Origin of the sequence: Vreelandella venusta (assembly GCF_044809155.1) — a bacterium.
Taxonomy (GTDB): Bacteria; Pseudomonadota; Gammaproteobacteria; order Pseudomonadales; family Halomonadaceae; genus Vreelandella; species Vreelandella venusta_B.
In genome coordinates, this window is sequence record NZ_CP085241.1 from 2,504,686 (window position 1) to 2,528,420 (window position 23,735).

Here is a 23,735-nt window from a genome sequence, read left to right on the forward strand (position 1 = left end):
ACTTTTTATACTTAACTTTTAACTGTTGTTTTTCTTACCGGTGCTGGCGAACAGCTAGGTCGGTTGAATACGGCTTACTTTAGGGGCTGCCTAATGACCATTCGCGTTGCTTTGCATCACCGCACAACGTATCGCTTCGACCGACCTGTTAAATTGTCACCCCATGTGGTTCGGCTACGTCCAGCCCCCCACTGCCGTACCCATATTGATGCCTATTCGCTGAACATTTCAGGCGACGATCATTTTTTAAACTGGCAGCAGGACCCATTCGGCAACTTTAACGCTCGCTTGGTGTTCCCCGAACCCCGCAAAGAACTCACGATTGCCGTCGAACTCATCGCCCCGATGACGGTGATCAATCCGTTCGATTTCTTTTTGGATGATGTCGCCCAACAGATTCCCTTCACGTACCCCGATGAACTCACCAAGGAGCTAGGGCCGTACCTGGAAGTGACCGAGGCCGGGCCACGACTGCTGGAGTGGCTAAAAGACGTCTCTCTTGAGCCGACCATCAGCGTCGATTTCCTCGTCGCCCTCAACCAGCGCCTGCAGAAAGACATCAGCTACCTCGTGCGCATGGAGCCTGGGGTACAGAGCTGCGAAGAGACGCTAACGCTGGCGAGCGGCTCCTGCCGTGACAGCGCTTGGCTGCTGGTGCAAATACTGCGCCATCTGGGCCTTGCCGCTCGCTTTGTCTCGGGCTACCTGATTCAGCTTACGCCGGATGTGAAGGCACTGGACGGCCCCAGCGGCACCGACGTGGACTTCACCGACCTCCACGCCTGGACCGAAGTGTTCCTGCCCGGCGCAGGCTGGGTAGGCCTAGACCCCACTTCTGGGCTGTTTGCGGGCGAAGGCCACATTCCGCTAGCTGCCACGCCGACGACCGGCAGCGCCGCCGCCATTACCGGCTTTTCGGAAAAGTGTGAGGCAACGTTTGACGTGGAGATGCGCGTCGAGCGTATTCATGAAGACCCCCGCGTCACCAATCCCTATAGCGACCAACAGTGGCAACGCATCCTGGCGCTTGGCGATCAGGTTGACCACGAGCTGAACCAGCAGGATGTCCGGCTCACCATGGGCGGCGAGCCAACGTTTGTCTCCATCGACGATATGGAAAGCCCCCAGTGGAACACCGACGCCCTGGGTGAGCACAAACGCGAGCGTGCCGAAGCGCTACTCACCCGGCTGCAGGCCGCCTACGCCCCCGGCAGCGTAATTCAACAACAGCAAGGCAAATGGTATCCCGGCGAGCCGCTGCCCCGCTGGGCGCTGGCCTGCTACTGGCGCAAAGATGGCGTGCCGCTGTGGCGCGACCCAAACTGGCTGGCCTGCATGGAAGGCGCGCCTGCCGTGGTGGCCGATGACGCCATGGCGCAGCGCTTCACTCGCGCCCTAAGCGAACGTCTGGGCGTAGCACAGCGCTGCTGGATTCCGGCCTATGAAGATGCCTACTACTACCTCTGGAAAGAGCAAACGCTGCCGGTCAACGTCGACCCGCGCCAGGCCGACTTAAAAGATGATGCTGAACGACACCGCTTAGCACGCTTGCTGGAACAAGACTTGAGCGCGGTGGTCGGCTATGCCCTGCCGCTGCGCCACTCCATTGCCCAATCGCACCGCTGGGAGAGCGGGCGCTGGCCGCTGAAGCGCGACCACCTTTTCCTGGTGCCTGGCGACTCACCCATGGGCCTGCGTTTACCGCTCTCTGCGCTGCCCTGGGCCGACCCGGAAGACCAGCCCCAGCCGCAGTCGCTGTTTGCCCCGCGCCCGGTACTTGGCGACATTCATGGCGAAGTAGCCCGCCGCAACGCCGAACAGCACCGCTTTACCAGCGCCGAACGCCTGGGCCAAACCACACACCCAAGCTATAGCCACCCAGAAGGCGAGTCGGTGCAGCAGCAGCCAAGCGCGGTGGAGGATCGTGACCATAAGATCATTCACACCAGCCTGTGTATCGAACCCCGCGAGGGCCGCTTGCACCTTTTCTTGCCGCCACTCACCCAGCTCGAACACTACCTCGACCTGCTCAGCAGCATCGAAGAGTGTGCCCGCACGCTGGCCTGCCCAATCATGATAGAGGGCTACGCACCGCCCCGTGATCCGCGCCTGGAGAGTTTCCAGATTACCCCCGACCCCGGCGTCATCGAAGTCAACATCATGCCCGCCGCCAGTTGGCAAACGCTGGTCGCGCAGACCGAGCGCCTCTACGACGAGGCACGGCAGGCGCGCCTTGGCACCGAGAAATTTATGCTGGACGGCCGCCATACCGGCACCGGCGGCGGCAATCACGTTACCTTAGGCGGCATTACCCCAGACGACTCCCCGTTTTTGCGTCGTCCCGACTTGCTGGCCAGCCTGGTCACCTACTGGCAGCACCACCCTAGCCTCTCGTACCTCTTCTCTGGGCTGTTCATTGGGCCCACCAGCCAGGCCCCGCGGGTCGATGAAGCGCGCCATGAAGCGCTCTACGAGCTGGAAATTGCCCTGCAGCAAATGCCCGAAGGCGAGGTGGTACAGCCTTGGCTGGTCGACCGTTTGCTGCGCCACCTGCTCACCGATTTAACCGGCAACACTCACCGCGCAGAGTTCTGTATCGATAAGCTCTACTCGCCGGATAGCGACAGCGGCCGCCTGGGGCTGTTAGAGCTGCGCGGTTTCGAGATGCCGCCCCACGCGCGCATGGGCCTGATGCAAATGCTGCTGATTCGTGCGCTGGTGGCCCGCTGCTGGAAAACGCCGTATCGCGCTAAGCCGGTACGCTGGGGGAGCGCCCTGCAAGACCGCTGGATGCTGCCCCACTACTTATGGGAAGACCTTAGCGATGTGCTCAGCGACCTGCGCCATCACGGGTTTGAGTTTGAACTTGCCTGGTTTGCGCCGTTTTTGGAGTTCCGCTTCCCGGTGCACGGCCGGCTACACACGCCGATGCTCTCGATCGAGCTTCGCCAAGCCATCGAACCCTGGCACGTACTGGGTGAAGAAGCCACCGCAGGCGGCACCGCGCGCTACGTCGACTCCTCGGTGGAGCGCTTAGAGGTCAAAGTGAGCGGCATGAGCGGCGACCGCTATATGATTTCCTGCAACGGTCGGCACGTTCCACTGACGCCCACAGGCCGCAACGGCGAAGCCGTGGCGGGGGTACGCTACCGTGCTTGGCAACCGCCCTCTGCGCTGCATCCGCAGATTCCGATTCACGCGCCGCTAGTGTTCGATATCATCGACACCTGGAACCAACGCTCAGTCGCAGGCTGTACTTACTATGTGGTACATCCCACAGGACGCAGCTTTGAAACCTTCCCGGTGAATGCGTTTGAAGCAGAAGCTCGCCGCTTGGGCCGGTTTAGCGACAGCGGCCACGGCCATGGCTATCAGGCACCCACGCCCGAAATGCCAAGCCAGGAGTTGCCCTGCACGCTGGATTTACGCTGGCGCCCACGCTAATGGAGCGGCTAATGCTTTCTTATCCGCGCTAGCTGCAGGATAATCCGCCCCCTACTCGCTTAGGACAAATAGGCTCATGACCGCCCCTGTCTCTCCCTCACTGCTTGAGCTCGGCGCTGCCGGGCTTGTTGAGGATTACTTGAATCAGCTAGGCAAGGGACAGCCCAGCACGTTTGATGCGATGCTCGACCGGCAGGGGCAACTGCGCCCCGGCTGGCAGGGCCTGCTCGGCGCGCTGGAAGCACTCGGCGCGGATGGCCGCTACCAGCAGCATGAAGAGATTCAGCGCCTGCTCGCGGAAAACGGCGTGATCTTTAACATGCACGACGACAAGGGGCGCTCATGGCGGCTCGACCCGCTCCCTTGGGTGATTGATCAGGTGCAGTGGCAAGCGCTAGAGGTCGGTTTGACCCAGCGCACCCGCCTGTTTAATGCCCTATATGATGATATTTACGGCCCGCGCACGCTGTTTGATGCAGGGCTACTGCCTACCCAAGCCATTCTGGCCTCGCCCCACTTTTTGCTGCCTTGCCACGGTTCGCAGCCCAGCGACCGCCCAGCAATTAGCTTCCACGGTATCGATGTTATTCAAGATATCAACGGGCAGTGGCGCGTGATGAGCGATCGCCTGCAGGCACCGTCGGGCACCGGTTTTGCGCTGGAAAACCGTATTCTGATGGCCCGCGCCCTGCCGGAAATGTACCGTAACGCCCCGCTCAAGCGGCTGGCGGGCTTCTTGGATAAGTACCACCGCACTCTCACAGCGTTGGCCTACCAGCACCGCGACAACCCAACCATCGTACTGCTCACCCCCGGCCCTGGCAGCCCGCGCTACTTCGAGCACGCTTACCTTGCGAACTACCTGAATATCAACCTCGCCGAAGGCCAGGACATGGTAGTGCGCGATAGCCAGCTATGGCTGCGAACGTTAGGGGGCCTGCAGCCAGTGGACGTTGTGTTGCGCCACTGCGACGACGCCTACTGCGACCCGCTGGAGCTGCGCGGCGACTCCCAATTGGGCGTTCCAGGGCTGCTGCAAGCCACCCGTGCCAGCGGTGTGGCCATGTCGAATGCGCTGGGCGTTGGCGTGCTGGAAATGGCCGAGCTGGCCGCCTACCTGCCTGCGCTTTGCGAGCATTTGCTCGGTGAACCGCTGCTGCTGCCCAATGCCGATGCCAGCACCCGCTCGGCCTCAGCGCCGGTGTTCGATACCAATATGCAACGCTTGTCACCGGCGACGCTGAACCTGCGCTGCTTTGTCTCACGAATGCCTGGCAGCGTCGCAACGCAGCGCCAGCCGTCAAGTGACTACCACGTCATGCCCGGCGGGTTGGCGTGGGTTGGCGCGCCCGGTTCACCTTCGCTAAGTAGCCCTATCGTCAAAGACGTCTGGATCACGGCGAATACGCCGCAGCCCCATGTGAGCCAGCTACGCCAGGCACGCGGCCCGATGGTAGCGACCCGCGATGGCACCGACCTGCCCAGCCGGGTGGCTGAAAGCCTATTCTGGTTAGGCCGCTACGGCGAACGCTTAGACGCCCGCGCCCGCTTGCTGCGTGAAGCACTGATGCGGCTCATGGAGTACGACCAGGACGAAATCGCCGACCAGCTGCTGGATGAGCTGCTGCTAGCCTTGGAGATCACCACGCTCAAACATGACGGCGAGGGCGCCAAACCGCCGCTCGTTGGCTTTGCGCAGAAACGCACGGCACTGTTGGCACAGTTCGATGAGTACGACCCGCAGGCCCTGCAGCCGCTCTTTACCCAGCTGCTGCGCAATGCCCGCAGCGTGCGCGATCATTTAGGCGATGACTCTTGGCGGGTAGCGCACCAGCTGCGCCAACAGATGGAAGCCCTTAACCTTGAGCTGGCTCCTAGCGCCGCTCGGCGTGCCTGCGAAAGACTGTCTGCGCAGATTGCTGCGTTTTTCGGGCTATGTAATGAAACCATGCCTCACCATTACGGCTGGCGGTTTATGGATATTGGCCGCTTCCTGGACCGGGTGCTGGGGCTGCTGTCGCTGCTCAAGCTCACCCTCAACGCGCCCCACTCACCGGGGCTGGCGTTGTGGGAAGTGGTGCTTGCCACCACCGATAACTTTACCGCCTACCGGCGGCGCTACCGTAGCGAGCTGCATCCAGAAGCGATTTTAGACCTGCTGCTGTTCGATGAGACCAACCCACGCTCGGTGGGTTATATGCTCAAGCGCTTAGAACGGCAGATGGACCGGCTGCCCGGCAGCTCGTCCCCCTACCGTAATGCCGAACGGCGCTTGCTCATTCAAGCCAATGCCGCGCTGCATCTCGCCGATATTGACCGATTAAGCCATCTGGCCGACACCCCGGACGCCCAGGCCGCGCTGGAGCAACTGCTGGACGCGCTGATTGCCCCACTCAATGCGCTCTCTGATGCGATTAGCCACAGCCACTTCAGCCATGTGGAGCGGCCGCGCCAACTTGTTAGCATGGAACTCAACGAATGAACTACACGCTGCGGCACACCACACGCTATCACTACAGTGCTCCGGTGACGCTCTGCCATAGCGAGGCCAGAGTGCTGCCACGCAAAACCCAACACCAGCAGTGTGGCGCCTCAGCGTTAACCATCAGCCCGCAGCCCCAGGTGCAGGCGGAACGCCGCGATGTGTTTGGCAACCGGGTGCTCTACTTTGCCCTGGAGGACGTACATCAAACGCTGGATGTGACCGTCGTCACACCGCTTAACACCCAACCCCTGGAGCCGCTGCCCGGAAACTCTCCCGCTTGGGAGAGCGTGGCCGAACAGCTACGTCACGATAGCCGCTTCGATATGCAGCTTTACCGGCTCGACTCACCGTTTATTCGTCGTAACGACGAGCTGGCAGCATTTGCCCGCAGCTGTTTCACGCCTGGCCGCCCGCTGGTCGATGCCGCGCTGGCACTCAATCAGTTGATTTACGACACCTTCGAGTACGACCCCAGCTTCACCACGCTGGCCACGCCGTTAAGCGAAGTGCTCGCCAACCGACGTGGCGTATGCCAAGACTTTGCTCACCTAGCAATTGGCGCACTGCGCTCGGTGGGTTTAGCGGCACGCTATGTAAGCGGCTACTTGGAAACCCAGCCGCCACCTGGTCAACCACGGCTGATTGGCGCGGATGCGTCCCACGCGTGGCTGGCCACCTGGATTCCAGACTGGGGCTGGCTGGCGCTCGACCCGACCAACGGCACGGTGGCTGGCGAACAGCATCCGGTGCTGGCCTGGGGAAGAGATTACGCGGATGTAGCACCGCTTAAAGGGGTGATGAACGGCGGTGGCGACCACAAGCTCGAAGTGGAGGTCGATGTGATGCCGCTCACGGAGCGCTTGGGCACGGCTTAAGCAGTGCCCAAGCGGTCGTTATCGCTGAATAAGCCCGTTGGTTAACCAGGGCAGCCACGCCAGCAGCACCAGCGTCACCAGGGTGGCCAACAAAAAGGGCAACAGCGCCCGGAAGATTTTCAGCGGCGGCGCGCCGGTCATCGACGACGCAATAAACAATCCCGCCCCCACCGGCGGGGTGAGTAACCCCATCACCAGGGTTAAGCAAACCACCACGCCAAATTGATACGGGCTAATCGCAAACTGGCTTTGAGCAATCGGCATTAGAATAGGCACCACCAGAATTAACGCCGCAATGCCATCAATCACCATGCCTACCAGCAGCAGCGCACCAATCACCAGCAGCAAAAACAGAAACGGGCTGCTGGTCAGCGCGGCAATCCACGCAGCGGCCATTTGCGGCAGCTGCTCGTAAATCACCACCCAACCAAACACGCCTGCCGCAGCAATCAGCATAATCACCAGCCCAGCGTTAATCGCCGTGCGGGTAAGCACCTGAGGGAGCTGCGTCAAACGCAGGTCGCCGTACACAAAGCGCCCCATCAATAGCGCCGCGAGCGACGCCAACGCCGCCGACTCCGTGGGCGTGGCGATACCCAGTAAAATACCGCCAATGATAATCACCGGAATTAGCAGCGCGGGCATACCCCACAGCGCATCGTGCAGCGCCTGCTGACGGCTGGGCCACTCTCCTTTCGGGTATTGCTGCACTAGCCCTACCACGGCGATAACCACAAAAAAGCTTGCGCCCAGCAATAGCCCCGGCAGTAGCCCGGCGATAAACATCTCCGCAATGGGCACCTGAGCCATGACCCCAAACAGCACAAACAGCATAGAGGGCGGAATAATCGGCGAGAGCAGCCCGCCGGCGGCGGTAATCGCCGCGCTGTAGGGCGTGTCGTACCCCTCCTGCTCCATAGCTGGCACCATAGCGCGGGACATAATGGCGATTTGCGAGGCCGCCGAGCCAATGATCGCCGCCATCATCATGTTGGCCACCAGGTTGATATAGGCCAAGCCGCCGCGAAAGCCACCTACAAGAATTCGCGCAAGGGCAATCAGGCGCTTGGTCAGCCCGCCCTCGTTCATTAACTCTCCGGCCAACATGAACAGCGGTATCGCCAGCAGGCCGTAGCTTTCAATGGCGCTAAACAGCTGCTGCGGGTAAGAGTCAAACAGCACCGTATTACCGGAAGCTTGGATGTACCACATCGCCGTTAGCGCCAGCACCAGCGCAATGGGCACCGCGCCTAGTAGCAGAAGCAAGAACACCACGACCGTCATACGCGCCCCCTCAATGCCCTCAACGATTGCGCCAAGTTCGCCACGCCGTGCAGGCTTAGCGAGAGCGCAAACCAAGGCACGATCAGCCACGCCCAGAACTTTTTAATGCCCAGGGTGGAGGTATTTTCCGCATAGATGAAATTGAACGTTTGCCCCTGAAAAGCCCGGGTATCGAAGCCGGTTTGGGCCAGCGTCAGCGGCTGATACCAGCGCCAGCAGAGCCAGACCAACAGCAGCGCAAACAGTAGCACCATGGCATCCACCGCGACGCCGACTAACGCTCTACCCTTAGTTGGCAGCAGGTCACTTACCAGCGTTACCGCAATGCCCTGGCGGCGTTTGAGCACGGCCCCGGCAATCAAAAATGTCATCCAGATCATGGCATAGATCGCCAATTCACTGACCCAATAAAGCGGGCTGCCCAGCACGCGAAAAGCGATATTCGTGAGGATCAAACACGTCACCGCCGCTGCCAGGGCAGCGGCGGTGATCTCTTCGCAGCGGGCAAGCCCTTTGGAAAGGCGTTGCAACATGATGATTAAAGGCCTTTATCAACGGCTTGTTTAGCGTTAAGGATTACTCGTCACGCAGGCGGTCCGCCTCGTCACGCAGTGTTTCCAGCATGGGCGCTTTCGGTGCCCAGATGCGTTCCCACTCGGCAATCGCCTCGGCGAAGAACTCGGCGTCGGCTTCGACGATATTAATATCCAGCGCGCGAATTTCCTCTTCCTGGGCGGCGTCCTTCGCTTCAAAACCGATCAGCACGTTCTCCAGGTGTTCAGCCATCGCGGTATCGATCAGCTCACGATCCTCTTCAGATAGCTCGCGCCATACCCGCCCTGACACCACGCCTACCATGGGGAACATCATATGGTTGGAAATCAGCAGATTGTTTGCCTGCTCATAGAATTTCAAAATCAGAATCGAGTCGAAATCCATATCAATGGCATCGACTTGGCCGTTCGCCAACGCGTCGTACACTTCCAGTAGCGGCATCGGGGCAGGCGCCGCGCCGGTCGCTGTGTAGAAGTCACGGATCGGCTCGAAGGGGGTAATACGCAGCCGCTGGCCCTGCAAATCATCAGCGCTTTCAATGGGGCTGCGACTCAGCACCTGGCGCATACCCACCATGCCGTAACCGACACCAACCAGCCCCACACCTTCTGGCATTAAGTCCAGCAGCTCACCGGCGGCATCGGAACGCAGCAGGCGCGCCGCGTGGTTCACGTCATCCACCAGATAGGGGGCGTAAAGCGCGCCAAAGTCGGGAATACGGTTAGAGATTTCGGCGATAGTCAGAAAGGCCATGTCCAGCGCGCCGGTTTGCAGCTGCTGCACCATCTGCGCTTCGTTGCCCAGCTGCTGAGCAGGAAACACGCTTACGCTATGCTCACCATCGGAGCGTTCGTTTAACGTTTGCGCAAACGCTTCGGCTTCGGTGGACCACAGGTGTTGGGCGGGGGTGATCAGCCCTAAACGGAAATCACGCGCCTGGGCGCTAATAGAGGAAACGGCCAGGGCGGCTGCAGCGCAGGCGAGCGTCAGCGTTTTCATTCGGTTCATGCAAAGCCTCGTTGTCCAGACAAAGCGCCATACAGCGCTTTGGGTGTTTTTTTAATTAGTCGGCTTTGAGAATACCTTAGCGGTTGCGTTAATGGCACCCGCTGCCGTTAACGGGATAGCAAAACTTTACTGCGCTTGACGCAGATATTAAAGCGCAACTGGGATAGGCTATCGCGTATAAAAATGACGCTCTTAACTACAAGGAGCTATGCGCATGAGCGAACAAATATCCATGGTGATGGTAGCAGTTGATAGTTCCGAAGAAGCGGCAGCGGCCACCCACCATGCTGCCCTGCTAGCCAGTCTACTCGATGCCACCTTGCAGCTGATTCATGTCCTGCCGCTCAATCCCGCCGAGCTAAGCGATGTGCCCAGTAACCGCGAGATCAGCGCCGATCATGACCGCGCCCAGCAAAGTGCAAAAGCCAACGCTGTCTTTCAAGCCGCCCATCAACAGTTAACGGCGCTGCCTTTTACCACGTCGCTCACCGTCGAAGAGGTACGCTTATACGACAAAGGGTTTGTTAGCCAGCCAGAGCGCATCATTGTGGAGCACGCCCGCCAGCACTCAAAAACGTTGCTCGTCATGGGTGCCCGTCACCTTAGCGAGGTGGGCAAATGGCTAAGAGGAAGCGTGAGCAATGCAGTGGTTCACCGCGCACGCGGGCCGGTTACCATCATCCATGCCGACGCCAATATTATTGAATCCGCAAAGATTGGACGTATCTTACTGCCGGTGGATGGCTCTTCTCACAGCGACGCGGCCGCACAATTAGCGGGCGATCTGGCACGCAGCGGTCATATCGGCGTTGAGATGCTGTTTTGCCAACCCCCAGCGTCTCAACCCTCCCTAGACAGCGACGAGAGCGAAGAGCAGCGAGTTTTTCGCCATACCCGCGAGATGTTGGGAGAGGTTCCAGCGGGCGTCACCGAGCAGCTTTTACAGGCTGAGCGCTACGCCGAGGCCATTATTGAGCAAGCTGAGAAATGCCCCGACAGCCCCGTGATTATTATGGGTCGTCGGGGCTTGGGGTATCTTCAGGAGTCGTTACTAGGCAGCGTAAGCCAAAAAGTGATTGAGCTCGCCCCCTGCCCGGTCACGGTTGTGGCCTAGCCACTCACTGTTTAACAACGCGTTTGACAACGCGTTTGACAACGCTTAGGCGGCTTCATAAGCCGCCTTTAAGCGATAAAACTCGTCAACAATGGCAGCCATTTCAGCGGCGTCGTAGTCACACAGGCCGCTAACCACTAATTTTTTGGAGCCCACCCCCACCGCTTCCCCAGCCGATTCAATCGAAAACTCTAAAAGCGCATCGGCGCGCTTACCCTGAACATCTAAGGAGGAGCGGGTTAGCGCTAACCCGGGTGCAAAGCCGTCTAAGCGCTCCAAGCAAAACCCCATGCTATCGTAGATTACCAGCGGGCGTTTAGGGTTAAACATCACCCCATGTTGCTCCATCAACGGCTTCAAATAATGTGGGAAATTTTTGCCTGAAAACGCGACGTAGCAGCGGGCAAACGCTTCAACTGCCGCTTCTTCACGGGTAACCTCGCCACTGCGCGTTACCTGTAAATAGCACTTGCCGTTTTCATCGACAACGTGAATATCGCCATTGCCTACTTCACTAAACATAACTGGCGTATCAGCGCCCACCATATTGGTGAAGCGAAATTCCATTTGTCGCGACAACCCAAACTTCACCAGCACCAGCGTAAACAGCAGGTCACCCGGCACGCAGAAACGCCGCGCATCCGGATTATGAATTGGGTTGTAATCACCGGCCACGCCCTTAGCGAAGCGGCTGGCCTGCTCAGCGGAGATCACCACATACTCTCCGCGCTGCGCGTAAAAATCCTTGAACATGGCTTTGCTGCCTGCCTAGCGTTGAAATCGAAAACCCATCACTGCCTTACGACGCGCATAATGCCATAAAACATGCGCCAACAGGAGTCTCAGCCAGGAAGCCCCTATGACAAAAAGGAAACATGCGCCGCGTCGGCTGCCACGCCTGCTACTTATCACTCTGCTTAGCGCTCTGCTGGTCGCTTTCATATGGCTAATAGGCAGTGCATGGCTGCTAAATAGCCAATGGTTACCTCAGCGCATTTCACAGATTGACGGCGTAGACATCCGCTGGACAGATGCGACCAGCCTTCATCCTGGGCGCTGGGAGGTGGAAAACCTCTACCTAGCGCGCGATGACAGCGCCCTTCCCATTGCCGTGGAAGCCCAGCAGGCCACGCTTTCCCTCTCACTGCTGGGGTTACTGCGTGGCGAGCTACACATTCAAGCGCTGGACGCACAGGGTATTCGCCGCCTAACCGTGGGCGATATTGCCCTAGAAGCGGAAGGCCAGCTACAGGTGAGCAACACACAGTTAAGCCGTGACGCCCTGGCCGTGCCCAGCGCATCGTTGGATATTACCCAAGGGCGTTTACTGCGCTTAAGCGATCAAGCAACGCTGGTTCGCGATATCAACCTGCGTGCTGACGCCTCCCTAGAATCAGTCGTCACCACCCAATCATCACGAGATGAGCTAACGGCTGCGCTGCTGAGCGCCCTTTCGGCAACGCTTTCCATTAATGCTCAAGCAGACGCTTGGGATGTTTTCATGCCCTATTTAGAAGCGCTGCCCTGGTTAACGCTGAATGGTCGAGGCGCCTTGTCAGGTGAGCTTAATCTTGAGAACGGTCAGTTCCAGCCCGGCAGCGACCTGATACTGGACGCCCCCGCACTGCGCGTCACCCTTGATGAGCAGCGCCTGCGGCCGATTGAAGAGGAAACCCTCCGCTGGCTGATTGCCGACACCCCACCGCCACGTCATACGGCCAGCGGTGAAGGACGAGTGAGCCTATCCGTAGAGGCTGACCAGCTGCATTTTTCAACCCAGCTAAACGAGGTCATACTTGCCGACACACACCCCTACGCCACCGATACCCAGCTACGTTTAGCCACCAGCGTGCCCAACCGGCGTCTCGACCAGCTAGACCTCCCCACCGACGTAAGCGTGGACATACAGGGCAATGTCATTCGATTAGATATGCTGAACCGCTACCTCGCCCACACCGTTGAAGGCCAAGGGATACAGTTTTCGGGTAGCGGCCATATCGAGGCCAGCGCTACCCTGCGCGATGCGCGGCCTTATCAGGCTTCACTTAAGGTTCAAGCCCCGGCGCTTGGTGCTGAGCTGCTTGATTTTTCCGCCCAGGGCGATGGCTCGCTAACAGCAGCGCTTTCCCCCGACGAAACCCTTAATGCCACGCTCGCACTCAGCGATGCCACGCTCAGCCACCGCCAACAAACCCTGCTGGCAGATGCCGACATCACGCTGGAAGCACGTAGCCCAATTGACCCGGCAATCGCGCAAGAGCAAGCATCTGGCCAACTAAATTGGGAAGACGCGCGCCTACCGGATATCAGCGTGCTGCAAAGCTATCTGGGTGCCGTGTTGCCCAGCCCGGCCCCGCTTCAGCTACTCAGCGGCCAAGCGGCTAGCCGTGGCGAGCTTGCCTTTACGACTGCCGAGTTAAGCGGCGAGATTCACCTGGCAGGCGAGCAGCTAACCACTCGCTGGCAGCACGATGAACGTTCCGGCACCCTGGAAAGCGATTCCCAGCTACGTTTGAATATTCGCCGGGCCACCACGGATGGCTCAGCGCTGGATCTCAGCGGCACACGCTTAAGTTGGCAAATAGCCGACATCCAAGCCCCCAGCGAGCGCTTGGAAAGCATGCTTGTGCTTCGTGAAGGACGCTTTCAGAACCACGAGAGCCTCAGCGGCGAGTTCGTAATGGAAGGCAGCGTACGGCGGCTAGGCTTTTTAAATGCATTTCTTCCCGATGCCCACGGACTGGCCCTTTCCGGTGACGGGCAGCTATTTGCCCAGGGGGCGTTTCGCGATAACCGTCTACTTGCCCCCACTCGCCTACGGGTGAACGCCAACCAGCTTGAAGTCGCGTTTTTAGACTACCTCGCCACGGGACGAGGTGAGCTGACGGCGCAGCTCGGCACCGCCGAGCAGGCGCAGCTTTCGCTCGGCATTCCTCGCTTTTCACTGCGCCGCCAAGACGACGAGCGCCCCCACCTGGAAGGCCGGCATTTTGCCTTGACCACCCAAACCGAGCGTTTTAGTGAGGTGCTGGCGTCCCCAGAACCCCGTTACTTCACCACCCGCATCGCCCTACCCATTACCGATGTCCCCGACTTCACCCGCTATAACCACTACCTGCCTGAAGATGCAGGGATCGAACTACTCGGGGGCCAGGCCAGCCTCTCCAGCGAGTGGCTATTAGAGGGATTAACCGCCCAGGGAGAGATCAACCTGCGCGCCTTTGGAGCAGAGTTAGCACTGCTCGATCAACAGTTGCGTGGCGATGTGGCATTACGTTTACAGCTCACTGAAGGCGACCTTGAAACGCGACGTTTTACCGCCAATGACTCGTTTTTGCGCTTGGAAAATGTGTTCCGGCAAAGCAAGGCCGGTGCGCAGGATGCAGGCTGGTGGGTGCAGCTCGCCATGGACGAAGCGCAGCTTGAGTGGGATGACCCGATTCGCTTAACCAGCCAGCTACGCTTTAGCATGCGCGATTCTGGCCTGTTGGCCAGGCTGTTTCTAGCCCGCGCCCGTGAAAGTGACTGGCTAGGCAGATTGCTAAACGTGCGCCATATTGATGGCACCGCGCAGCTACGCATTAACGGCGAGCAGATTAGCCTGCAGGATGTAACGCTCACCGGCGGCCCGCTGCTACTGCTTTCTGATGTGGTGTTGGCAGATAAAAGTGCTAATGGCGCACTGTATGCACAGTTGGGGTCAGTCGGTGTTGGTGTTGAGCTGGTCGATAGCGAGCCTACCCTGCGCATACTGCAGCCAAGGCGCTGGTTTAACCGCTGGCGGGAAGCACAGCGTTTTCCCAGGCCCTGAATAATCAGAGCCTGGGATAATCACCTATTTCAAAAACTAGCGGCGGGTACGCTCGCGACGAATAATACGCACCCGCTCTTTCGCTTTTTCGGGGGTGGAGAGTGGCGTGGCGGCATCGGTAGTTTTCGGCGGCAGCGTCACCCAGGCAAATACGGGCAGCGCTAAATGCCAATGGATGGCGGCTAACCGCAGTCCTAACGTCACCATCAATGAAGCCGCAATGGTAGCAGTGAGCGGCGCGCCAAGCGTATGCAGTGCCACATACACAACCCCACCTGCCAACGCGGCGGTGGCGTAAATCTCTTCCCGCAGCACCATGGGAACCCGCTGGGCCAGGACATCACGGATCATGCCGCCTGCCACCCCTGTCATCATCCCCATTAGCACCGCCACCACCCCAGGCGACCCCAACAGCAGCGCTTTGTGCGTACCTATCACGGTAAACAGCGCCAGCCCAAAGGCATCTGCTACCGGCAAAAACCCCCGGGACAGGCGGTGGATATAGTGAAATCCAACCAGCGAAACCCCCACCGTGGCGAAAATAACCCAAAGGTAGGTAGGGTCTGTGACCCAAAACACTGGCCGCACGCCAAGCACTAAATCACGCAGGGTGCCGCCGCCAATGCCGGTAACCGCGGCTAATACCAGCATGCCGAACGGGTCCATCCGCGAACGGCACGCTAAGATCACCCCGGAAAGGGCAAACACAATCACCCCCGCCATATCCAACCAGTAAATAACGCCCGACACGCCTTTCTCCTTTATTACACCCTAGTTAGGTGATAGCTAAGCCGGAAGAATAGCACTCTCTCTAGCGTCTTTGTGGGTAGTTGTGGGTAGTTGCCGGTAGCAGTGGAGGTTTAGGCGGCAGCACATAAAAGAGCAAGCGTGCTTAATGACCGCGCTGTTCTAACCATGCACGTAAGAAAGCGATTTCACTCTCTTGGGCGTCGATTATTTCTTGTGCTAACTGGCGAATTTCTTCGTCTGTCCCGTGCTCAAGAGCAATTTCCGCCATGGCAATGGCGCCTTCATGGTGAGGAATCATGCCTTTGGCAAAATCCACATCCGGCTCGCCAGTAAATGACATCGACATATCTTCATGCATGCGGTCATTAGCGGCCTTGTACGCTGCTACCGCCGGGTTGTCACCGTGGTCTTGGCCAGTGCTACCGTGTTGCCCATGTCCTGCATGGCCATTATCAGTATCGTGGTGATGGGCATAAACCGTGGGGGCGGCCAACAGCCCCGCCACTGCGCATACGCTTGCCATCATCTTCAAGCGGTTTTGTAAACGCTCAGCCATATTGGAACTCTCCTTTGGGAAATAGCCTGCAAATAACAGATAACGCCAAGAGAAATAGGCATTAGCAACAATTAAAGTTTAAAACCTATGGGCAACCCACAGGTCAAGCGGTTCTGAGTGCGTTACTCTGGAGAGCGTACGCTTCATCATCAGAGAGGAACCCCAATGGACTGGAACCCTGCATATGGCTGGCTGGTTATCGCTTTACTGCTCAGCTTGGCCGAGCTTAGCTCTGGGGCAATGGTATTGCTTGCCCTAGGCATCGCCGCCGCTTTCACTGCCGCCGTCGCAGCCCTAGGATTCACGCTGCCGTGGCAACTGGTAAGCATGGCAGTTTTTGCAGGCGTGCTGGTGCCTTTAGGCGTGATGGTGATTCGCCCACGTTTTACACCCAAAGGCGTCGCTTACGGCACCACCGGTACCGGCGTTGAAAAAGGTAGCCTGTACAGAACGCAACGACGCGATTTTGATAACGCCACGGGCATCAAAGTGAACGGCGATTTTTACCGCTTACGCGTTGTAGAAAGCGGTGAAACAGAACTACCACCCGACACACTAGTGATGTTCAAACGCTTTGAAGGCACTACCGCCTTGGTCATGCTGCCACAGCCAGCAGACCTCACTCATCAGGATGATACGTCCCAACGCAAGGAGCCATAAGCATGAATGACCTCATGGACTTATCCATTAGCCCAGGTTTACTGATTAGCCTGATTATTGCCGTCATCGCGATTGTGATTATTTCTAAAGGGCTGGTGATTATCCGCCAATCCGAAGTAATGGTCGTAGAGCGACTCGGCTCGTTTCACCGCGTACTGGAAAGCGGTATCAACATTATCATTCCCTTTATTGAACAACCCCGCGCCATCAAGATGATTCGCTACAAAAAAATGGGCGAAGATTACCAACCCATTATGAACGAAGAATTCCGTATCGACCGCCGTGAAACGGTGATGGACTTTCCCGGCCAGCCGGTGGTTACCACGGACAACGTAACGGTACGGATCAACGGCGCCCTCTACTATCAGATCATCGACCCCAAGCGGGCCGTGTATGAAGTCGAAAACATGAGCCAAGCGGTGGAAGTACTCGCCAAAACCACGCTGCGTTCGGTGGTGGGTAAAATGGAGCTGGATAAGCTGTTTGAATCTCGCGCTGAGGTCAACAACGAAATTCAAGCCGCCATGGAAGAGCCAGCCTCCAAATGGGGTGTTAAGATCTCCCGGGTGGAGGTTCAGGATATTGCCATGCCTGACGAGGTGGAGTCAGCCATGCGCCTACAAATGGCCGCCGAGCGTAAGCGCCGCGCGACGGTCACCGAAGCCGAAGGTGAAAAATCAGCCGCCATTGCTATGGCTCAGGGTCAGCGGGAGTCGGCTATTCTTAACGCCCAAGGTGATAAAGAGTCGGCCATTTTACGCGCTCAGGGTGAGCAAGAGTCCATCAAACTGGTACTCAATGCCATCGGCGACAGCGAAGAGAACAAGCGCACCGTCGTAGGTTATCTACTGGGGCAAAGCTACATCAAAGGCTTACCCAATATGGCGAAAAACGGCGAACGCGTGTTTGTGCCTTACGAATCGTCAGCGCTGCTTGGCTCTATGGGTATGTTCCGCGAAATGGCAGGTTCACCTGAAGATGCGGTTTCTAATCACCTTAAAAACCGTACTAACAACCCAAGCGACGGCGGCTTTCGCAGCGGTATTGTAGGCGGTGCCGCTGGCGGTAATTAGACGCTAAAAGCTCTGCTTTGAAGAAACAACTGTTCATAGTAGAACGCTTAAGCTGGGCCATAGGTGCCCGGCTTTTTTATCGCCTCCCCCCCCACCTAGCCTGTCAACACTCCTAGCCCGTAGAGTTGAAACGGTCAGAGAGCGGCGAGGCGCCAAGCAATAACCGAAAATCGTTTGCCGATAGCGGCTTACTGAATAAAAAGCCCTGAGCGCCATCGCACCCATGCAACTTAAGATGTTCAAACTGCGCGGTTGTCTCGACACCCTTGGCAATCACCCGCAGTGACAACTGCTGGCCAAAGCTGATAAGCGCCCTGGTAAAACTGGCGTTTTCGAGATTATTGAGCATCTCTTGCACAAAGCAGGGGGCAATATTAATGGTATCAAGAGGAAAGCGCTGCAAATGCGTCAGGCTGGTATCCCCGGCACCGAAGTCATCCATCGCAATCCGTATGCCTAACGCCCTTAATGCCGAAAGCGTTGAGATCGTGACATCATTTTGGTGGTGTACAAGGCTACTGCCTGACACCTCCACTTCTAAAAAACGGGCTTCGACGCCTGTGTTAGCCAATACATCGGCAACATAGGCAGCCAAGCGTTTATCGTGTAATTCAATGACCGACATATTCACCGCGATGGGCACGATCTCAATACCTTCGTCACGCCACGCCTGCAGTTGGCGGCACGCCTCATGCAGCACCCAATGCCCAATTGGGACAATCAGACCATGGGTTTCCGCAACGGGTAAAAAAGTCGATGGTTGCATAAGCCCCAACGTGGGATTCCGCCAACGCACTAACGCTTCGGCACACATTAGCTTACCTGTAGCGAGTTCAATCCTGGGCTGAAAATCGAGAAATAGCGCACCGTCCTTTAAGCCCCGCTGTAGCTGCGACTCAATATGGCTGCGCTGCTCTACCAACGCATTCATATTGGCGCTAAATAGCTGGTAGTGATTGCATCCGCTACTTTTTGCGTGGTACATGGCTGTGTCGGCATTATTCAGCAGCGTGCAGGCATCGATACCGTGGTCGGGATAGAGGCTAATGCCGATACTGGTGGTAATGCGCAGCTCGTGTTTACCAATTCGGTGCGGCTCATCCAGCGCGCTAAGAATTTTCTGGGCAAGCGTTATGGCATCCTGAGGCTTTTCAATTTCACTTAGCAGCACCACAAACTCGTCGCCTCCCTGCCGGCATATCGTGTCGGTATCTCGAACACATTGGCTGAGGCGGTCTGCCACCGACTGTAATAAGCGATCCCCCACTCCGTGGCCTAAAGAGTCGTTAATGGGTTTAAACGCATCAAGATCCAGATACATAAGCGCCACTTGGTGCTGATGGCGCTTTGCTAAACCTATTGCCCGGGAGAGGCGTTCTGACAGCAAGATACGATTAGGCAGGCCGGTAAGCGGATCATGCTGCGCCTGATAGGCAAGCTTAGACGACTGAGTGGGCGACTGGCAGGCATCGTGGAAAACAATCACGGCCCCTTTTATACAGCCATCTTGGTCATGGATAGGCGCCGCTGAATCTTCAATTTCAAGCTGGCTGCCATCTTGGCGAATAAGCACACAATCAATCGCCAAGCCAACGGTGCGGTTTTCTTCCATCGCGCGCTGTGCCGGGTTCGTGGCTGTTAAAAGCGTTTTTCCGTCAACCAGCATTAAAACCTGAGCCAAGGGTTTACCCAACGCATTGACGCTTGACCACCCCGTCAGGCTCTCTGCCACGCGGTTCATATACGTAACCCGACAGGCTAAATCGGTCGTCACTACCGCATCACCGATCGAGTCCAGGGTTACCTGGGCCCACTCCTTCACAGCTTGCAGGGCTGCTTCGGCGTCACGTAATCGCGCGTCGACAGGATGTGTCTCAGTACGCCCCTCACGCTTTTGATGATAACTGTCTTGGCAGATGCCGCTTAATGTGGTCGCTTTTGATGCCACGGGCCTGCTCCTTTTTATAAAAACCAGTATCCCTATCCATTAAGACTCTGAATGCCCTTCATGCACTGGTAGTGGCGATATGGCTGCCACTAATTCGACTCTATGAGAGCCATCCGCTCTGCTTCTGTGCGCAAGCGCACATAGAGCGCATTTTTACCTGCACCCCATGACGCCTTTGATTGGAATTAGAAGCAATGAATGGCTAACGAGTGATAAAAGGGTGGCGCTGCATTCCCTGCAGCGCAAAGTGCAACATCCTGTTTAGGCATCTCCGTTGCCTCACTGAAACTGATACTAGTGGCTAACTCAGCGTCTCACCGTGCGCTGGCGAACATGGGAGACAAATGATTCTCCATGGCTGCCCTTTAAAAAAATGCGCTATTTATTAGCGCGCCAAAAAACGCTATGTGCGCTAGCGTACAGTCATGCTCTTTTGGCTCTCTATACTTAATGGCGGCACGCCTATTGCCTTGGGATGGCCCTATAACAATAAAAAATCGGCTGACACTGATAGGCGTCCGCCACAAACACTGCGCGACAGCTCGGAATAACGGGGGGTATTCAATGCTTAAAACGCGTAATTTTCACCAGAACTCACTGCTTGGCATGCTGCCAGAAGATGAGCTGAATCGCCTACAGCCGCATTTGGAGAAGATCACCCTGACGCTAGGCCAATCGTTATGCGAATCAGGCCAGCAAATGAGCCACGTCTACTTTCCAATTGATTCTATCGTCTCGCTGCTGTGCGTGATGGAGAACGGAGCCTCAACGGAGATTGCTGTGGTCGGCCATGAAGGGGTCGTCGGTGTTTCACTGTTTATGGGGGGAGAAACAACGCCCAGCCGGGCCATCGTACAGAGCGCTGGGCAGGCGTATCGGCTTAAGGGCCAGCTGCTAAAAAACGAGTTCTACCGCGCTGGGCCGATGCAGCGTTTGCTACTGCGCTACACCCAAGCGCTATTAACGCAGATGGCGCAGACAGCCGTTTGCAACCGCCACCACTGCGTTGATCAGCAGCTATGCCGCTGGCTGCTGCTTAGTCTTGACCGACTACCGGGAGATAAACTGGTCATGACTCAAGAATTAATCGCCAACATGCTGGGCGTGCGTCGCGAGGGAGTGACCGAAGCCGCCGGTAAGCTACAGAGGGCGGGGCTCATTTCCTACAACCGTGGGCATATCACGGTGACCGACAGGCACGCGCTGGAGTCACGTGTGTGCGAGTGTTACGCGGTGGTTAAGGGCGAATACGACCGCCTACTCAATCAATACGAGGTTATGTGATTCGCTAAACGCATGCTGTAAACCACCGCAGTCAACGCATTACCCTGTTGTGTACGCTAGCGTGCCGACGCGTGATTCACCGAGTGTTAATATGCAGATATAGCACGATTTATAGCGCTATATCTGCAGCAGCCGACATTGAAATGATAGCTTCCCCTCATTGTGCCGTTTGCCAGGTTTTTACAACCGGAGAGGCCAATGACTTCCGTGGTTCACATCCCCATGATGAATCAGCTACTCGCTACACTTCCAGAGCGTGAGCGAAGTGCCTGCCTAGCTGCCTGCGACACTGTAGAACTTGCCTTTGGCGAGGTACTGTTCCAGTCCGGTGATACGGTTTCCCACGTCTACTTTCCTATTGATAGCTTTATTTCGCTTATCGCCACTATCGACGCTGACAGCCAGCTTGAAGTCGCGATGGTGGGTAGAGAAGGCATGTTGGGCACCTCGCTGGTTCTAGGCGTTGATGAAGTACCGTTACTAGCGCTCGTTCAAGGGGCTGGTACCGCCCTGCGCATCGATGCCACCCGGTTCCAGCAGCTATTAGCTGAAAGCCCCGTGCTGTATCAACGGCTTAAAAGCTACCTTTATGTCGTGATGTATCAATTCGCGAAGTCTGCCGCCTGCGATCACTTTCACCGCATTGAGCCCCGTCTGGCCCGTTGGCTATTGATGACGCAGGATCGTGCTGGCTCCGATCAATTACAGTTAACCCACGACTTTCTCGCCATGATGTTAGGGGTGCGCCGAGCCGGCATTACGATAGCCGCCATTGCCCTGCAGTCGCGCGGCTTAATTCGCTATCACCGCGGTGAAATTACCGTGCTTGACCGGCCCGGCCTGATTGAAGCCTCCTGCGAGTGTTACATCGAAGATTGCACGCTATATAACCGGGTATTAGCAACCGAGTACTAGCAGCATTTTAAATCGGCAATAGCCGCTTTAGCCCTCCTTTTTTCCTGCAACACCCTTCCCATACGACTTTGCTAACAACGCTATCACGTCGAGCTGCTATACATGCCACCAGACGGATAGCCGATCCGTACACACAACCGCAAACCGTCACATACGGGCTAGCGCAAGCCATAACGTACGGGCCAAAATTCTAGTGCGTGGACACTTTGTAGACACTTTAAGGAAAGGTACAGCTAAGAAGGGGTAACGCGCGGGGAAGTCGTTGAAAATTGGTGGGCCCAGTAGGACTTGAACCTACGACCAAGGGGGGTCACTTTGCTTACGCTAAATAGGTAGACAGAAAACGAAAAAATGTACTATGTACGCCTAGCAAAGCTTTGGCGGAAGGACAACTGAAGGTGAGCCATGCGATTGAGTTTAAGACCGCACTGAAAACACTGACCCACCAATTGACAGGGGAGGTTTCCAAATGAGCATCTTTGACGAACTGCAATCTTCACTGCAGGAAGCCGTTGAGATCAAACAAGGTAAAGCGCAGGCCAGCCGCATCACACGTCATGAAGTGGCTGATGTGAAATCTATCCGCGCTAAGCTCCATGTTTCTCAGGCTGAGTTTGCTGAAGCTATGGAAACCAGCGTGGACACCATCAAAACCTGGGAAACCAAGCGACGTAACCCTCAGGGCTAGCGGCTAAGGTACTGGCGACGATTCAGGACAATCCAGCCTTTTTCAACGAACTTGCTTCGCATTAGCGCTTTTTTTTACAGTACGAATGCAATGTCAATATCTAGCTAATATTCATGAAGAATATCGTTCGATACTCAAGTGGTGTTTGCCGTAGGCAATCTGCCGATTAAATCGGCCTTTTACTTTGACCACTACCCGCGCCAGAATTTGTGTACGGCCCGCCTGATAAGCTTTTTCTGCACTGGTTGGCTCCCACCTGCACCCCTATACGGTTCAATGCCTCTTTGGCAGCCTGGTCAAAGCCACCAGGCGCTGCAATCATTGGCTTGCCCGTAATCAAGCATAATCAGTAATAAGGGCCGTTTATAGCGCTCGAAATGTCACGCCACAAATCAAAGTGTTCCACATGTCCTCAAGTACGCTTACCGACAACCACTGAAAATCAATAGCAGCCTTTTAATGTATGGCGTACTGGAAGGCATACATGCAAAAAAACGCAAGCACAACGGTGGTAGCAACGGCTTCAGACGAGGCATCTTTAAGTGCATCGGGGAGCAATTCAGCGAAGACCATCCACATCATAGCACCAGCGGCAATACCCAGGCCTACAGGCAAAAAAGGCGCAAACCAGGTAACAATCAAAAACGCGGGAACTGCCATCAGCGGCTGTGGAAGGCTAGTAAAAATACTCCAACCTCCGGCTTTTAAAACCGACATGCCGCGTGGAATCAAAACCAGGCTGATAGCCAACCCTTCAGGGATATTGTGAATGGCAATCGCGGCGCTAATGAACATACCGAGCGATTCCCCGCCGCCGTAAGAGACCCCCACGCCAATCCCTTCGGCGAAAGAATGAATAGTCATAATCCCAAGAATGAGAAGAGCCTTGCGTGCATTCGCACCGCTCAATTCGCTAACATCCGGCGCGCCTCGGCGGGAAATAACTTTATCCGAGACCACGACGAGCAATAGCCCTAGCGCCATGCCCAACAAGGTTAACCAAGGGGCATCTCCGCTACCTTCACTGACGAGGCTGTGACTGGCAGCCAGCATTAGCCCGGCGGCAAGCGCGTTAAAAAGGCTAAGCCAGCGAGGACTGAACTGCCTCACAAAAAGAAACGGCAGTGCACCTAAGCCGGTTGCAAGAGCAGTAATCATCGCGGCAATAAACACGATCCAAACGGTCACCTCAACAGACATAATACACTCCAATTCTATAAAAGAATTACGTTATTCAATTTAGCACCCTATCAAAAAACAAAAAGGCGATATAGTTAGAATAAAA

18 protein-coding genes are annotated in these 23,735 nt (G+C 56.7%); 10 read left to right on the forward strand and 8 right to left on the reverse strand.

Going from position 1 to position 23,735, the window contains the following annotated elements:
• Nucleotides 1-93: 93 nt before the first annotated feature.
• From LG301_RS11705 to LG301_RS11715, 3 genes are all read left to right on the forward strand, one after another.
• Nucleotides 94-3,444 carry a DUF2126 domain-containing protein gene (locus LG301_RS11705; protein WP_404471332.1) on the forward strand — a complete coding sequence of 1,117 codons (3,351 nt, stop codon included), beginning with the start codon at nucleotides 94-96 and terminating at the stop codon, nucleotides 3,442-3,444.
• A gap of 76 nt (nucleotides 3,445-3,520) precedes the next feature.
• Nucleotides 3,521-5,926 carry a circularly permuted type 2 ATP-grasp protein gene (locus tag LG301_RS11710; protein ID WP_404471333.1) on the forward strand — a complete coding sequence of 802 codons (2,406 nt, stop codon included), beginning with the start codon at nucleotides 3,521-3,523 and terminating at the stop codon, nucleotides 5,924-5,926.
• Entirely contained in the window at nucleotides 5,923-6,804 is an 882-nt protein-coding gene (locus tag LG301_RS11715; protein WP_404471334.1) for a transglutaminase N-terminal domain-containing protein, read from the forward strand. The genes LG301_RS11710 and LG301_RS11715 overlap by 4 nt, the downstream gene beginning before the upstream one ends.
• Nucleotides 6,805-6,822: 18 nt before the next feature.
• On the opposite strand, the gene LG301_RS11720 is transcribed toward LG301_RS11715, so the two are convergent.
• From LG301_RS11720 to LG301_RS11730, 3 genes are read right to left on the reverse strand one after another with little or no spacing between them, the layout of a single operon-like run.
• Entirely contained in the window at nucleotides 6,823-8,088 is a 1,266-nt protein-coding gene (locus tag LG301_RS11720) for a TRAP transporter large permease (RefSeq protein ID WP_404471335.1), read from the reverse strand.
• Nucleotides 8,085-8,621, reverse strand: a complete 537-nt coding sequence (locus tag LG301_RS11725) for a TRAP transporter small permease (RefSeq protein WP_404471336.1) — start codon at nucleotides 8,619-8,621, stop codon at nucleotides 8,085-8,087. The genes LG301_RS11720 and LG301_RS11725 overlap by 4 nt, the downstream gene beginning before the upstream one ends.
• A gap of 43 nt (nucleotides 8,622-8,664) precedes the next feature.
• Entirely contained in the window at nucleotides 8,665-9,651 is a 987-nt protein-coding gene (locus LG301_RS11730) for a TRAP transporter substrate-binding protein (RefSeq protein WP_404471337.1), read from the reverse strand.
• 214 nt (nucleotides 9,652-9,865) lie between these two features.
• Here LG301_RS11730 and LG301_RS11735 point away from each other — a divergent pair, with 214 nt between their 5' ends.
• Nucleotides 9,866-10,765, forward strand: coding sequence for a universal stress protein (locus tag LG301_RS11735; RefSeq protein ID WP_404471338.1), 900 nt, complete (start codon nucleotides 9,866-9,868; stop codon nucleotides 10,763-10,765).
• Nucleotides 10,766-10,810: 45 nt separating this feature from the next.
• Here LG301_RS11735 and LG301_RS11740 read toward each other — a convergent pair whose 3' ends face one another.
• Entirely contained in the window at nucleotides 10,811-11,518 is a 708-nt protein-coding gene (locus LG301_RS11740; protein WP_404471339.1) for a DUF3581 family protein, read from the reverse strand.
• 106 nt (nucleotides 11,519-11,624) lie between these two features.
• Here LG301_RS11740 and LG301_RS11745 point away from each other — a divergent pair, with 106 nt between their 5' ends.
• The gene (locus tag LG301_RS11745; protein WP_404471340.1) at nucleotides 11,625-14,576 is read left to right on the forward strand and encodes a hypothetical protein; all 2,952 of its coding nucleotides are present in this window, start codon (nucleotides 11,625-11,627) and stop codon (nucleotides 14,574-14,576) included.
• A 36-nt stretch (nucleotides 14,577-14,612) separates the two neighbouring features.
• Here the strand turns inward: LG301_RS11745 and LG301_RS11750 are convergent, their stop codons facing one another.
• Both LG301_RS11750 and LG301_RS11755 read right to left on the reverse strand, forming a co-directional pair.
• On the reverse strand, nucleotides 14,613-15,326 hold the full coding sequence (locus tag LG301_RS11750) for a trimeric intracellular cation channel family protein (RefSeq protein ID WP_404471341.1): 714 nt from the start codon (nucleotides 15,324-15,326) through the stop codon (nucleotides 14,613-14,615).
• 142 nt (nucleotides 15,327-15,468) lie between these two features.
• Complete coding sequence (locus LG301_RS11755; RefSeq protein ID WP_404471342.1) at nucleotides 15,469-15,882, reverse strand: DUF305 domain-containing protein; 414 nt, start codon at nucleotides 15,880-15,882, stop codon at nucleotides 15,469-15,471.
• Nucleotides 15,883-16,047: 165 nt separating this feature from the next.
• Between LG301_RS11755 and LG301_RS11760 the strand changes: the two genes are divergently transcribed.
• Nucleotides 16,048-16,542 (forward strand): NfeD family protein, encoded by a 495-nt coding sequence (locus LG301_RS11760; RefSeq protein ID WP_404471343.1) that lies wholly within the window; start codon nucleotides 16,048-16,050, stop codon nucleotides 16,540-16,542.
• A gap of 14 nt (nucleotides 16,543-16,556) precedes the next feature.
• A complete protein-coding gene (locus LG301_RS11765; protein WP_404475246.1) occupies nucleotides 16,557-17,615 on the forward strand; it encodes an SPFH domain-containing protein in 1,059 nt (352 codons plus the stop codon).
• A 112-nt stretch (nucleotides 17,616-17,727) separates the two neighbouring features.
• Here LG301_RS11765 and LG301_RS11770 read toward each other — a convergent pair whose 3' ends face one another.
• Nucleotides 17,728-19,563, reverse strand: a complete 1,836-nt coding sequence (locus LG301_RS11770; protein WP_404471344.1) for a putative bifunctional diguanylate cyclase/phosphodiesterase — start codon at nucleotides 19,561-19,563, stop codon at nucleotides 17,728-17,730.
• 564 nt (nucleotides 19,564-20,127) lie between these two features.
• Here LG301_RS11770 and LG301_RS11775 point away from each other — a divergent pair.
• The 3 genes from LG301_RS11775 to nadS all read left to right on the forward strand — a co-directional run bounded on the left by LG301_RS11775 (nucleotide 20,128) and on the right by nadS (nucleotide 22,450).
• Entirely contained in the window at nucleotides 20,128-20,847 is a 720-nt protein-coding gene (locus LG301_RS11775) for a Crp/Fnr family transcriptional regulator (RefSeq protein ID WP_404471345.1), read from the forward strand.
• Nucleotides 20,848-21,045: 198 nt separating this feature from the next.
• Complete coding sequence (locus LG301_RS11780) at nucleotides 21,046-21,762, forward strand: Crp/Fnr family transcriptional regulator (RefSeq protein ID WP_404471346.1); 717 nt, start codon at nucleotides 21,046-21,048, stop codon at nucleotides 21,760-21,762.
• A 469-nt stretch (nucleotides 21,763-22,231) separates the two neighbouring features.
• Nucleotides 22,232-22,450 (forward strand): NadS family protein, encoded by a 219-nt coding sequence (gene nadS / locus LG301_RS11785; RefSeq protein WP_404471348.1) that lies wholly within the window; start codon nucleotides 22,232-22,234, stop codon nucleotides 22,448-22,450.
• 456 nt (nucleotides 22,451-22,906) lie between these two features.
• Here the strand turns inward: nadS and LG301_RS11790 are convergent, their stop codons facing one another.
• Nucleotides 22,907-23,650: a ZIP family metal transporter gene (locus LG301_RS11790; RefSeq protein WP_404471349.1), complete on the reverse strand. Its 744-nt coding sequence runs from the start codon at nucleotides 23,648-23,650 to the stop codon at nucleotides 22,907-22,909.
• Nucleotides 23,651-23,735: the final 85 nt, after the last annotated feature.

What these genes read in the sequence shown, in the direction of transcription:
- LG301_RS11755 (WP_404471342.1), bottom strand. Translation starts at nt 15,882, where the DNA reads ATGGCTGAGCGTTTACAAAACCGCTTGAAGATGATGGCAAGCGTATGC.
- LG301_RS11725 (WP_404471336.1), bottom strand. Translation starts at nt 8,621, where the DNA reads ATGTTGCAACGCCTTTCCAAAGGGCTTGCCCGCTGCGAAGAGATCACC.
- LG301_RS11790 (WP_404471349.1), bottom strand. Translation starts at nt 23,650, where the DNA reads ATGTCTGTTGAGGTGACCGTTTGGATCGTGTTTATTGCCGCGATGATT.
- LG301_RS11740 (WP_404471339.1), bottom strand. Translation starts at nt 11,518, where the DNA reads ATGTTCAAGGATTTTTACGCGCAGCGCGGAGAGTATGTGGTGATCTCC.
- LG301_RS11705 (WP_404471332.1), top strand. Translation starts at nt 94, where the DNA reads ATGACCATTCGCGTTGCTTTGCATCACCGCACAACGTATCGCTTCGAC.
- LG301_RS11715 (WP_404471334.1), top strand. Translation starts at nt 5,923, where the DNA reads ATGAACTACACGCTGCGGCACACCACACGCTATCACTACAGTGCTCCG.
- LG301_RS11730 (WP_404471337.1), bottom strand. Translation starts at nt 9,651, where the DNA reads ATGAACCGAATGAAAACGCTGACGCTCGCCTGCGCTGCAGCCGCCCTG.
- LG301_RS11775 (WP_404471345.1), top strand. Translation starts at nt 20,128, where the DNA reads ATGCTTAAAACGCGTAATTTTCACCAGAACTCACTGCTTGGCATGCTG.
- LG301_RS11765 (WP_404475246.1), top strand. Translation starts at nt 16,557, where the DNA reads ATGGACTTATCCATTAGCCCAGGTTTACTGATTAGCCTGATTATTGCC.
- LG301_RS11745 (WP_404471340.1), top strand. Translation starts at nt 11,625, where the DNA reads ATGACAAAAAGGAAACATGCGCCGCGTCGGCTGCCACGCCTGCTACTT.
- LG301_RS11735 (WP_404471338.1), top strand. Translation starts at nt 9,866, where the DNA reads ATGAGCGAACAAATATCCATGGTGATGGTAGCAGTTGATAGTTCCGAA.
- nadS (WP_404471348.1), top strand. Translation starts at nt 22,232, where the DNA reads ATGAGCATCTTTGACGAACTGCAATCTTCACTGCAGGAAGCCGTTGAG.
- LG301_RS11710 (WP_404471333.1), top strand. Translation starts at nt 3,521, where the DNA reads ATGACCGCCCCTGTCTCTCCCTCACTGCTTGAGCTCGGCGCTGCCGGG.
- LG301_RS11720 (WP_404471335.1), bottom strand. Translation starts at nt 8,088, where the DNA reads ATGACGGTCGTGGTGTTCTTGCTTCTGCTACTAGGCGCGGTGCCCATT.
- LG301_RS11780 (WP_404471346.1), top strand. Translation starts at nt 21,046, where the DNA reads ATGACTTCCGTGGTTCACATCCCCATGATGAATCAGCTACTCGCTACA.
- LG301_RS11760 (WP_404471343.1), top strand. Translation starts at nt 16,048, where the DNA reads ATGGACTGGAACCCTGCATATGGCTGGCTGGTTATCGCTTTACTGCTC.